The organism is Pseudoalteromonas piscicida (assembly GCF_002744175.1).
In the GTDB taxonomy this organism is placed as follows: domain Bacteria; phylum Pseudomonadota; class Gammaproteobacteria; order Enterobacterales; family Alteromonadaceae; genus Pseudoalteromonas; species Pseudoalteromonas piscicida_B.
In genome coordinates, this window is sequence record NZ_NKHF01000072.1 from 16975 (window position 1) to 28934 (window position 11960).

Annotated in this window: 12 protein-coding genes; 8 read left to right on the forward strand and 4 right to left on the reverse strand. The window is 42.7% G+C overall.

The annotated features are described in order from the left end of the window. Window positions 1-407 precede the first annotated feature (407 nt). From polA to CEX98_RS15555, 3 genes are all read left to right on the forward strand, one after another. Window positions 408-3164, forward strand: a complete 2757-nt coding sequence (gene polA / locus CEX98_RS15545) for a DNA polymerase I (RefSeq protein WP_099642954.1) — start codon at window positions 408-410, stop codon at window positions 3162-3164. Between the two features lie 714 nt (window positions 3165-3878). After that, window positions 3879-4448, forward strand: coding sequence for a YceI family protein (locus CEX98_RS15550; protein WP_099642955.1), 570 nt, complete (start codon window positions 3879-3881; stop codon window positions 4446-4448). Next, window positions 4435-4965, forward strand: a complete 531-nt coding sequence (locus CEX98_RS15555) for a DUF1285 domain-containing protein (protein WP_099642956.1) — start codon at window positions 4435-4437, stop codon at window positions 4963-4965. The genes CEX98_RS15550 and CEX98_RS15555 overlap by 14 nt, the downstream gene beginning before the upstream one ends. A gap of 28 nt (window positions 4966-4993) precedes the next feature. On the opposite strand, the gene yihA is transcribed toward CEX98_RS15555, so the two are convergent. Beyond that, complete coding sequence (yihA, locus tag CEX98_RS15560; RefSeq protein ID WP_099642957.1) at window positions 4994-5629, reverse strand: ribosome biogenesis GTP-binding protein YihA/YsxC; 636 nt, start codon at window positions 5627-5629, stop codon at window positions 4994-4996. A 456-nt stretch (window positions 5630-6085) separates the two neighbouring features. On the opposite strand from yihA, the gene CEX98_RS15565 reads away from it, so the two are divergent. The 4 genes from CEX98_RS15565 to CEX98_RS15580 all read left to right on the forward strand — a co-directional run bounded on the left by CEX98_RS15565 (window position 6086) and on the right by CEX98_RS15580 (window position 9137). After that, entirely contained in the window at window positions 6086-6718 is a 633-nt protein-coding gene (locus tag CEX98_RS15565; RefSeq protein WP_099642958.1) for a c-type cytochrome, read from the forward strand. A gap of 635 nt (window positions 6719-7353) precedes the next feature. Beyond that, window positions 7354-8028, forward strand: a complete 675-nt coding sequence (locus CEX98_RS15570; protein ID WP_099642959.1) for a class I SAM-dependent methyltransferase — start codon at window positions 7354-7356, stop codon at window positions 8026-8028. A gap of 6 nt (window positions 8029-8034) precedes the next feature. Then, complete coding sequence (gene yihI, locus CEX98_RS15575) at window positions 8035-8622, forward strand: Der GTPase-activating protein YihI (RefSeq protein WP_099642960.1); 588 nt, start codon at window positions 8035-8037, stop codon at window positions 8620-8622. Then, a complete protein-coding gene (locus tag CEX98_RS15580; protein WP_099642961.1) occupies window positions 8622-9137 on the forward strand; it encodes a DUF2489 domain-containing protein in 516 nt (171 codons plus the stop codon). The genes yihI and CEX98_RS15580 overlap by 1 nt, the downstream gene beginning before the upstream one ends. Window positions 9138-9177: 40 nt before the next feature. Here CEX98_RS15580 and CEX98_RS15585 read toward each other — a convergent pair whose 3' ends face one another. Both CEX98_RS15585 and CEX98_RS15590 read right to left on the reverse strand, forming a co-directional pair. After that, the gene (locus CEX98_RS15585) at window positions 9178-9870 is read right to left on the reverse strand and encodes a 4'-phosphopantetheinyl transferase family protein (protein ID WP_099642962.1); all 693 of its coding nucleotides are present in this window, start codon (window positions 9868-9870) and stop codon (window positions 9178-9180) included. 142 nt (window positions 9871-10012) lie between these two features. Then, window positions 10013-10579: an NADPH-dependent FMN reductase gene (locus tag CEX98_RS15590; RefSeq protein ID WP_099642963.1), complete on the reverse strand. Its 567-nt coding sequence runs from the start codon at window positions 10577-10579 to the stop codon at window positions 10013-10015. 107 nt (window positions 10580-10686) lie between these two features. Between CEX98_RS15590 and CEX98_RS15595 the strand changes: the two genes are divergently transcribed. Beyond that, window positions 10687-11577, forward strand: a complete 891-nt coding sequence (locus CEX98_RS15595; RefSeq protein ID WP_099642964.1) for a LysR family transcriptional regulator — start codon at window positions 10687-10689, stop codon at window positions 11575-11577. On the opposite strand, the gene CEX98_RS15600 is transcribed toward CEX98_RS15595, so the two are convergent. Beyond that, window positions 11574-11960, reverse strand: coding sequence for a hypothetical protein (locus CEX98_RS15600; RefSeq protein ID WP_099642965.1), 387 nt, complete (start codon window positions 11958-11960; stop codon window positions 11574-11576). The genes CEX98_RS15595 and CEX98_RS15600 overlap by 4 nt on opposite strands.

Sequence of the window (11960 nt, forward strand, 5' to 3'; positions counted from 1 at the left end):
ATACGTGCTATATGCATAAAAAGAATTATACACGGATTAAAAAATTATAAAGGATCTTCTATGATCTTTGATCAATTGTGTTAGTATACTCCTCCGCTTGAGAAAAACAGGCTATTTTTTACTCACCTAGACAGTAGTGCGTGACTAAAAAAATTCTTTATCCACAAATGGCTAAAGATAATAACAACAAGAAAAGCTAAAAAAACGCAAGTAAATCAATGTTTTGCTACGTACTTCGACTTTCTAATCAAAGTTCCGAAGCGATTTTTCCTGTTTGTCTACAAAGTTATCCACAGGTAAGGCCGAAATTAGCCCACAACAGAGCTAACGTGAAACTCGTTTTATTTTGTGCCTTGTGGCATCCTTACACTCTACTCCACATATGACTAATTTAGGATCCAATATTTATGTCTCAGATCCCTCAAAATCCGTTGATCTTGGTTGATGGTTCTTCCTATTTATTTCGTGCTTATCATGCGCCGCCACATTTAACTAATTCCAAAGGCGAAGCAACAGGCGCGATCTATGGCGTGATCAATATGCTGAAGAGCTTGCTTAAACAATACCAGCCAAGTCATATGGTAGTAGTCTTTGATGCGAAAGGGCCTACTTTTCGCAATGAAATGTACAGTGAGTATAAAGCGCACCGTCCACCGATGCCGGATGATCTTAGAACGCAAATCGAACCGATCCATGAGATTATCAAAGCAATGGGCCTACCGCTTGTTAGCATCAGTGGTGTAGAAGCTGATGATGTGATCGGCACATTTTCTAGAATTGCTGCTGAGCAAAGCCGCCATGTGTTGATAAGTACTGGCGATAAAGACATGGCGCAATTGGTTAATGAGCACGTTACTTTGATCAATACGATGACCAATACCATTTTAGACCCTGAAGGTGTTGTCGATAAGTTTGGCATTGGCCCTGAGCTAATAATCGATTACCTCGCCTTAATGGGAGATAAAGTCGATAATATTCCGGGCGTTCCTGGCGTCGGTGAAAAAACAGCATTAGCTATGTTGCAAGGGCTTGGATCCATTGATTCTTTATATCAGAATTTGGATAAGATCGCTGATTTAGGCTTCCGTGGCGCAAAAACCATGGCGAAGAAACTGGAAGCGCACCAAGAGCAACTGAAACTCTCGTACGAGCTGGCTACAATTAAGCTTGATTGCGAGGTAGAGCAAGATCTAGAAGCGTTTAAGATCGCTGAGATGGATAAAGATCGTTTGATTGAGCTGTATGGTCAATGTGAGTTTAAGCGTTGGTTAGCAGAGCTATTAGATGGTCAGCAACAGGCTGATATTGTTAATGTTGAAGCCGAGGGATCTGCGCCTGCTGCGGCGCAAGTGGAAACACAATATGAGACGATCCTCACAAAAGCGCAATTAGATGAGTGGGCCGCAAAACTCAGCGCCGCAGATCTGGTCGCTTTTGATACGGAGACCACCAGTGTGAACTACATGCAAGCGGATTTAGTTGGCATGAGTTTCGCGGTTGCACCTGGAGAAGCAGCGTACTTGCCAATTTGCCATGATTATGTGGGGGCACCTGAACAATTGTCACAGCAAGTTGTGTTTGATGTGATGGCACCACTGTTGGCCGATCCTGAGATCAAAAAAGTTGGGCAGAACTTAAAATACGATCAAAGTGTACTTGCTCGAGCAGGTCTTACGCTTGATGGTATCGCTTTTGACACTATGCTGGAATCATATGTATTTAATAGTGTAGGCACGCGTCACGATATGGACTCGCTGGCGCTAAAATACTTAGGCCATAAAACAATCAGCTTTGAAGACATTGCGGGTAAAGGTAAGAACCAGTTGACCTTTAACCAAATTGAGTTGGAAAAAGCCGCTCCTTACGCTGCGGAAGACGCTGATATTACCCTAAGGCTACATCAACATCTTTGGCCGTTAATTGAAAAAGAAAATAGCTTAAAGCAGGTTTTCACTGAGATCGAACTGCCGCTGTTGAGCGTTTTGTCTCGCATCGAGCGGACTGGCGTACACATTGATGGTGATATGCTTGCGAAGCAAAGTGTTGAGATAGAAAAGCGTTTAGGAGAATTGGAACAGCAAGCTTTTGATATTGCAGGTGAAGAATTTAATCTTAGTTCAACTAAGCAATTACAGGCGATATTGTTCGACAAGCTGGCGCTACCGGTGATCAAGAAAACGCCAAAAGGCGCTCCTTCCACCGCAGAAGAGGTTCTGCAAGAGTTGGCCCATGATTATCCACTGCCAAAGCTGATTATTGAGCACCGTGGTTTATCCAAACTAAAGTCCACCTATACCGATAAACTTCCTAAGTTGGTCAATGCTGATACTGGGCGTGTCCATACTTCTTATCATCAAGCGGTAACTGCTACTGGACGCTTGAGCTCTAGCGATCCTAACTTACAAAATATTCCGATCCGAAACGAAGCTGGTCGCCGTATCCGACAAGCATTTGTTGCCGACACCAATAAACAAATTGTTGCTGCTGACTACAGCCAAATCGAGTTGAGGATCATGGCTCACTTGTCACAGGACAAAGGGTTGTTGACCGCCTTCGCAGAAGGAAAAGATGTACACAGTGCAACTGCGTCAGAGGTTTTCTCTGTACCGCTAGAAGAGGTAACCTCGGATATGCGCCGCAAAGCCAAAGCCGTTAACTTTGGTTTGATCTATGGTATGAGTGCATTTGGCCTATCGCGCCAGCTAGACATTCCTAGACATGAAGCACAGCATTATATGGATACTTACTTTGAGCGTTTCCCTGGAGTGCTAGAATATATGGAGCGCACTCGTGAGGAAGCTGCAGAGAAAGGGTATGTGGAAACTTTATTCGGGCGCCGTCTCTATTTACCTGATATTAAAGCGCGTAATGGTGCTCGTAGAAAGGCCGCTGAGCGTGCCGCAATTAATGCACCGATGCAAGGTACTGCTGCTGACATCATCAAAAAAGCGATGATTAAAGTAGATGAGTGGCTACAAACGTGCAGCAGTGATGATATCCAGTTATTGATGCAAGTGCACGATGAATTGGTGTTTGAAGTACACAGTGACAAAGTCACTGAATACAGTGAAAAGATTTGTGAACTAATGAGTGAAGCTGCGAAGCTGGATGTACCATTATTGGTTGAAGCCGATAGTGGAGACAACTGGGAGCAAGCGCACTAACTCAAAGGAACAAAAACGAGATTATTGTCCATTTCGCACCGGCTATTCAGCCGGTGCAGATTCAAAAATACCGCTCGCTTAACATAGGTTAGCGAGTAAGCACTTGCTGTATAACGTCTTTAAATTGTAGCCTCTGTTAATCTTGGGTAACAAAAAATAATTTATCGTTGAAAGTTTATCAAATTGGCTTAAGTTTTGCTTTTTGGTGTTTATTTCTGGACGTCTATTTGATAGAGTTCGCGCCGTCCTCATCCTGTAGGACATCCTGTTGATGATGTATCTCTCGCAAGAGGATACAGTGTATTGATAGCTTCTCCCCAGATTGCTATAGCGGCTCGTAATTTTTACGAGCCGTCTTTTTCTTCTTTGAACCACTTTATCTTTATCTCAAGCATTGTATTCAGTCTGAACCATGAGTTATTCGATTAAAGGTTTATTTAATTTGAACTGCGTTTTACACTGTGCGTTCAAATGCAACTGATACCTATTTGCTTAATTAAGTGATCTATTTTGAGGCGAGAAAATCTTGTCGGTAATCCAGTTACCGTATCCTGCTCACGCCGAAGTAGTAACATCTATGTAGGCACGGCAAAATTTAATTGTTCTAAATAAGAAATTTTTTAGGGTAGTTAGCGTCTGATTTGTTGTCTCAAATTGAGCAAGTATTAAGACAATATGGTATTACTCTCATTTTCATTTAATAAGGAAGTCGTCATGCTTAAGTACCTTCTTTTAGGTAGTGCTCTTATTTCTTCTCAGGCGTTTGCTGCGTGGCAATTTAATCAGCAGCAAAGTGATGTAAGTTTTGTCTCTGTAAAACAGTCGAGCGTAGCAGAAGTTCATCATTTTAAAGCAATAGATGGTGCATTGTCGGGCCAAGGTGAATTGGAGATCAACATTGATCTTGCAAGTGTTGAAACCATGATCCCTATTCGCAACGAGCGTATGAAAAAAATGCTGTTCCATGTAGCTCAGCATCCTCAAGCAAAGATCAATGCTGATGTATCCGAAATTTTAGCTAAGCTAAAGCCTGGTACTCAGAAAATCTATGACGTGACCGCGACCCTAACGTTGCATGGTCAGATCCAGAAGATCAATCTAGACTTATTAGTAACAAAAAGTGCCACTGGGTTAGTCGTAACACCAATCAGCGCCTTTATTTTAGATGCTAAGCAGTTTGGCCTCGATACGGGAATAGAAGCGCTAAGGGAAATTGCAGGGTTAAAATCGATAGCGACCAGTGTGCCAGTTAGCTTTAACTTGGTATTTGATGAGCAAAATTGATGCATTAATCGCACAGTATGTCACGACTCATGCGCCGACAGAAACTTGGTCGGCGCCCTCGTGTGGCTTTTCCGAGATTAAAATCACCGCTGATGGCCGCTGGTTTCATCAAGGTACAGAAATCAAGAGGAAGCCGCTTATAGCACTGTTTGCGAGTGTATTGAGTTTTGATGGCAAGCAGTTTTGGTTGAAAACTCCAGCGGAGAGTTGCGAAGTTGAGGTCGAGGCGCATCCATTTATTATCACGCAGTGGCATTATTGTGATAAAGCCGAAAGTGCTGATTTGTCGCCCTGTATCATCGCGACAGACAATCTAGATCGTCAGTGGCCAATATGTAACCGCTTTCCGTTGGCGCTAGAGCGAGTGGATGGTCATTTGATCCCATTTCTGCGGTTAAATTATGGGCTCACAGCTAGGATCTCAAGGAATGTCTATTATCAATGGGCTGAGTTATTAAAAGAAGATGAAAAAGGCTTTTATCTGAGTTCGGCAAAGACGCGCTTTTATCTCGGATAAGCGCGCCATCATCAAGCGGTATACTGTGTTACTCGGTCTCTTCTTTAACTTCTTTAACGAAAGGACCTAGATACCATTCATCTAACTTCCATGCGAGTTCATTTAATCCTATTCCTTTCAAAGAGGAAAACGCATGCACGGTAATATCACCATCAATTTCTGATAGTGCACGACGTACCTGAAGCACTTCCGCTTTACGCTTACCTTGCTTTAGCTTGTCTGCTTTAGTCAGCAGCGCTAATACTGGAATATCACTGCTTGTGGCCCAGTGGATCAAATCCATATCGAGATCTTTAAGGGGGTGGCGAATATCCATTAACACCACGATGCCTTTCAAACATTTACGACGTTGTAGATAGTCACCTAAGGCTTTTTGCCACTTCTTTTTCATCTCGAGTGGTACTTTTGCAAAGCCATACCCCGGCAAATCAATAAGGCGCTGATCTTCGCCAAGGGAAAAAGTATTGATAAGCTGTGTACGGCCTGGAGTTTTACTGGTACGCGCTAGCTTTTGATCGGTTAATGTATTGAGTGCGCTGGACTTACCCGCATTAGAACGGCCCGCAAAAGCCACTTCAATTCCAGTGTCTGGTGGCAGTTTACTGATATCTGGGGCACTGGTAATAAATTGTGCCTGATTGTATTTAACGCGAGATTTTAGCACGCTGACTCCTAACTGATTAAACTTTCGCGGATTGAATTGCGTATTTTATAACAGTATGGCGGAAACCAAAAGCATTGCGAGAATTGTTCTAAACGCTGCTTTTGATGCAAATGAGGCGCAGTGACGCCCCTATAATAATTAATCTAGGTCAAATCCCTATAAATTATAAGCTTAATATGGGCAGAAAACGTGCCAGAGAAAGTAATATCGTGTAGAATGTATGAATTGCAATGTCAATCTAAAGAGTATACCTATCAGTAGTCACTACTGAACAAGGCATATTTAGGTGGATCGGTGCTGTTTGGCGTTATTATTGCTGAGTATTGCATGTATGATTCATCTGATTAAGATAACAACCTAAATTTAGTACTGATTGGTATTATTTGCCCAGGCAATAAAGAGAGCGACTTTGTTCGCATGGGTGCAAATTACAGGGTCGGAAACAGAGAATTTACCATGAAAAAAATAGCATTAACTTTAACAATGTTGCTTGGTACGTTGTCAGCAAGCAACGCATCGGCATTCGATGGTGACGCAGAAGCAGGTAAAGCAAAATCTGCAACGTGTGCAGCATGTCACGGTCCAGATGGCAATGCCCCTGTGACTATGTATCCAAAAATCGCAGGTCAGCACGCGGATTATATCTACAAGCAGCTACAAGAGTTTAAGCTAGGTATGACTTCTGGTGGTAAAGAAGGGCGCATGGACCCTGTGATGAGTGGAATGGCAATGCCACTTTCAGATCAAGATATGAAAGACTTAGCTGCATACTTCTCTTCATTACCTATGTCTGCAGGCACTACACCTGAAGACGTAATTGAAGTAGGACAACAGCTATATAAAGCAGGCGATGCAGAGCGCGGTATCCCAGCATGTGCGGCATGTCACGGCCCGCGTGGTAACGGTACTTCTCTAGCTAAGTTCCCTAAAGTGTCATTCCAGCACCCTGAGTACATTAAATCACAGCTTGAAAAGTTCCGTGATGGCACTCGCAACAATGACATGAATGGTATGATGCGTGATATCGCTAAGAAGCTTACCGACAAAGACATCGAAGTATTATCTAAGTATTTAGGTGGCTTACACTAAAGTAGTATATTGAGTTTATATCACTCAGTGTAAACTCGTACTATTGTAAAAAGGGCAGCATCGGCTGCCTTTTTTTGTGTTTAAGTTTGTGAGATATCTCTCACCTTTGCTGTGAGATATTGTCTTGAGCTATTTGTGAGTTTTGGCTTATTTTTAAGTTTTTATTCAGCGTAAGTTTATGTAATCAATGTTTTTTCTTTTCCACAAAAAAAATTAAGGTAAGAAAATTGTTATTAAACAGTTGTAACTCAAGCTCAGGAGCGTAGATTATTCGTTGTCGCCAAGCAATACAAAAAAAGGGACAATTCGATACGGAAGCGTAGGTGGCAAGATTAAGTATCTAGATAGATACAAAGGATTATCAAGAAAGCGTTAGGAAGACCGAGAAAAAGAAATTCATGGAAGTCTCATAACAATAACAATACGGAAAATGTCACGGAAGTCTAAAATAAAAACAATACGGACGACAATAAATAACAAAAATAATAATAAGACTTAAAAGTCGAAGGGAGAAGTGTCCAGTTGTGACGCTCAGATTAGTAGGCGGTAGAGAGCAATCTCTGCCGCCTTTTTATTTGGTTGCTTTTGGCATACCTGATACAATAGCCGTCTTATTAAGCAATCACAGTTAACCATTGCAAGATTCAACTCCATCATTAAGTTGTGGCCTGTGTTTAGGTAAGCAGCTTGAAGCCTATCATCAAGACAAGCATCGACGTTACTGGCAGTGCCAAACTTGTCAGCTAGTTATGGTCGACCCTAAGTCGCGACTGACGCCTGAGCAAGAAAAGGCCATTTATGATAGTCATGAAAATGATTTAGAAGATGAAGGCTATCGCCGTTTTCTGACCAGAGTAGCTGAGCCACTTTTAGCTCGTTTGGCTGCGCCTAGCAAAGGGTTAGATTTTGGTTGTGGGCCCGGCCCTTTACTTGCAAAAATGCTGGAAGAAGCAGGGCATCAAGTTGCGTTATTTGACCTATATTATGCTAATAACCCCGACGTACTGATGCAGCGCTATGATTTTATTGTTAGTACCGAAGTGGTTGAGCACTTAGCCAAACCTAGGCAAGTATTACTGCAATTATTAGCACTGTTAAAGCCCGGGAAGCCACTCGCCTTGATGACTAAATTGGTCATAGACCAATCGCGATTTGCGCACTGGCATTATAAGAATGACTTGACGCATATTTCGTTTTTTAGTCAGAAAAGCTTTGTGTTCTTTGCAGCACAGCAGGATTGTGATTTAGAATTTATTGGGAATGATGTCATCATTCTCACCAAGCGTAATGAACGCGAGAGTTTTGGATAATCGAATATGACCAGAAAGAAAAAGACACGTAAGATTGCAGCCAATGGTACTCCTAGGTTGAGTAAAGAAAAGTTGCAAGAGTTGCGCGCGCTAAAAGAAATGCGCAACAAAAAAACCAAAGGCAAAAAGCCTGGATCTAGAAATGCGCCTGACACCTTGGTAAAAGAACAGGCAAATACAACCAGCAATAAAGATCCTCGCGTGGGAAGTAAAAAGCCAATCGCTTTAACTCCTGAGCCTAAGCCGGTGAAAGAAAACACACAGCCCGAAATGAAACGTCACCTGCAGCCGCAAGTTCAGTTAAGTAGCGCGAAAGAGACGCTCACGCCGGAGCAAGAACTAGAGCAACTCGAAAATGACGAGCGCCTAATGGCATTACTAGAACGTCATGAAAGAGGGGAACTACTCACTGGCAAAGATGCGAAATACTTTAACCGTGGTATCGCGCGTCACCAAGAGTTGTGTGAACTGTTGGGCATTGATGATGAATTTGAAGAAGGCGATATGCTAGAAAATGATCCAATGGATCAGTTTATGAGTAATGATTTAGCAAACGAATGGCTAGATGACGACTTTGAGGAAGAAGATAAGTAATGAATACTGCATGGATCATCGCAATCATTATTGGTGCCCTGATTATTGCTGGACTGGCGTTTTATGCTGGTAAATTACTTTGGCAACTGAAGGTACAAAAAGAGCAGATTGCTAAATATCGCGAGAAAAAAGCCGCTGAGCTAGAAGTATCTCGTCAGAAGCGCAACGAAAAAATTGCTGATAGTGTGAATTTGATAGCTCGCGCAATGAAAGAAAAGCAGTGTGAGTATTCAGAAGGGTGCCTGCGTGTTTGGGTATTGATTTCACAGTACAGCTTTGATGAGGATGTGGACTTACAGCAGACTTATCCTGGCGTTTATCAGATGTATGACGAAGTGAATGAAATGCCAACTCACGATGCTCGTAAAAAATACTCTAAAAAAGAGATTTTTAAAATGGACAGTCAGCGCTGGCGTGCTGAAGAGCGTTTAGAAGCGGACATTCTGAAAGACTGCGAGAAGCTAATTGAACGCTTTAAAGCCGCTGCTGGCAGTGAAAATGTTGTATTTCAGTAAAGAAAATCATTTGAAGCGCCCATTAGGGCGTTTCTTGTTTCTAGGCTTGGGTTTTTCTATATTCACACTCAGTGAGTACTAGCCCCATTTTACATTGATAAAACACTTGGACTACTTGACCTGCAACCAACTGTTCGTGCAAGGTTTCCATAAGGGTAAAGGACAATACCTGATCATCGAAGTGGCTCAGCTTTACTGCATCAAAACCAAAAAAGCGATTTACGGTGCCGTAGAGTGCTTTATAAATGCTTTCTTTTGCCGAGAAAATAACGGTCAACGGGCAATGTACGGTTTTTGCGAATTGATTAAATATGTTCACTTCATCTGAATGTAAAATTTGACGTTGGAGCTCGACTTCTTGCTTGGGCTTCATATCTCGCTCAATATCAATGCCCAACCCCTTTATCATCCTGTCACTGGTGGCGATTGCCGCTGCGATACCTCGGGTGTGAGTGATACTGGCAATAGTATGGGTTGGCCAAATTGGTGCGCGATCAGAGCCATTTAGTACAGGAAAGCCACCATGGCCTAGCGGCGTTAAACAGGCATTGGCACACACTCTTCCTGCTAGAAACTCTGCTCTTCTTTTCGCAACAGCTTTTTCTAAAGACGTGGGTAGTAAGATGTTATGCTGATCAAATGACTGGTCAGTGTAACTATCAGGGTCAAACTGAATACAATGAAAATGGTGTTTTAAAAAAGGGGTAAATAGATGGCTTTGATTGCTTTGCAAAGCTAGCTCCTGTTATTTATATCCATTATACCAATTTGCTAAAGACGACTTTACGCTTGATATAATCCCTTAATTCGCTTTGGACGCTTAGTGTGCATGAGCTAAACGTCCATAGCAAGATATGAGCGGAGCTATCTACATTTTATTTTAGTTTACTTGCAACTGACACTAGTTGCAGCGCGAGACTAGATACTTTTTCTGCCAGTTCTGGGTCTTTAATTTTTCCTTGCTCATCGAATACGTTAAAAGCGCTAGGTACAGCAAGCTGATCTGCTAGAACCAAGCTGCCGATCCCTGAAAGAACGTCACGAACATGGTTTAGGCCACGCAGTCCGCCAAGGCCGCCCGGTGATGCAGCATAAAGGGCTACCACTTTATTTCTAAAGGCGGGTACTGCACCTTGCTCTGTTCGTGAAGCCCAATCAATTGCGTTTTTAAGAACCGCAGTGAATGAGCCATTGTATTCAGGGCTGGCTAATAAAATCCCATCGGCATCACGAAGTTTGTCCTTCAGCAGTTGCGCACCTTTTGGCGTACCTTGTGCTTCTAAGTCTTCATCAAACATCGGGATATCTAAATCTTGTAATTTGATCACTTCTACTTCTGCCCCACTTTCCAATGCGTAATTGGCGGCGGCTTGAACGAGGAGTTGATTGTAGCTGTCTTTTCTTAAACTGCCTGCTAGGGCGATAATTTTTGCTGTAGTCATCTTGCTGATACCTTATTTTGTTTCGTTGAATTTATAGTAGCAAAATTTTTCTTGCATAAAAGCGAAATAAACGCAAAGCTTATGTGCATATATGCACAGAGGTGGTAATGGATAAATTTACAGATTGGCAAGATCTAAAGGTTGCTTACACAGTGGCTAAGTTTGGCACTTTGTCGGCTGCTGCACAGGAGTTGGAAATACACCATAGTACCGTACTTAGGCGTATCAATAGTTTAGAGACCGCACTGGGTACGCGACTATTCCATCGTCATGCTCGAGGATATCAAGTGACTCAAGCGGGTGAGAAGCTACTAGTAACAGCCAGTCAAATTGATGAACGCTTGATGGAGTTAAGCACATCGATTGCGGCTTCAGACAGCCAGCTGAGAGGGAAGTTGTTGGTGACGACGGTAAGTGGCTTTATGGATATGCTTTCAGAACCTTGTTTGACGTTTCAACAGTTACACCCTCAAGTGCAACTTGAAGTTATTCTTGACCAAAAGCGTTTGCGATTGGATCACGGTCAAGCACATGTTGCACTGCGAGCAGGGCCAAAGCCTGATGAACCAGACTACATTGTGCAACACTTAAGTACGTTGGAGGCAGGTTTGTATGCGTCATCGAGCTATATTAAGCGGATGGGAGTGGCAAAAACCTTAGATGCATTAAACGGGCATTATTTTGTTTCTGGTGTCGCTGGTTTTAATGCACGAGTTCCCTATTTTGCCTGGGTAGATGAGCATATTCCAGATTCTCAAGTCACGCTCAGGGTTTCTGAAACCTCAGATGCAACTCGAGCGATTGTAAATGGACTGGGTATCGGAGGGTTACAACACAATGTGGCGAAACGCTATCCTGATCTTCAACCCATATTAAAAGATGAGTTAACGTGGTTAAGTCAGGTATGGTTAGTGACCCATGTTTTAGTGCACCGCACAGCCAAGGTTCAAGCGTTCTGTGACGTGTTAAAACGTCACTTCACTGACCGTAAAAGTTAAGGTATGAACCTAGCGCAAGATACCTTATTTAGGGGGACATAGGTTTGATTCTTGGGGTAATACAGCACACATTGAGAGCCACGCAGTTGCAAAACAAAGCTCTCATACGCAAGGTCATGGGCTCCTAGTATCGGGATGCCATCATTTTGAAGGCTTGTACCATGCTCAAGGAGCAGCGTAGGGCGCTGCTGAAATACACTACTTGAGAGTGTTGGCGCAATACCACCTTTTAATTTGACTATGGCTTGTTTAATTTGTTGAATGACTTCTGGAGAAGAAGCGGTAAGCACCGCTTCTTCTGCTTGAGTTGATACAGGCGTATTACTACACGCTTGCAGCAGAGCAGCCAAAGCAACAATTTTTAGGCTTTGTTGCCCCCTCAT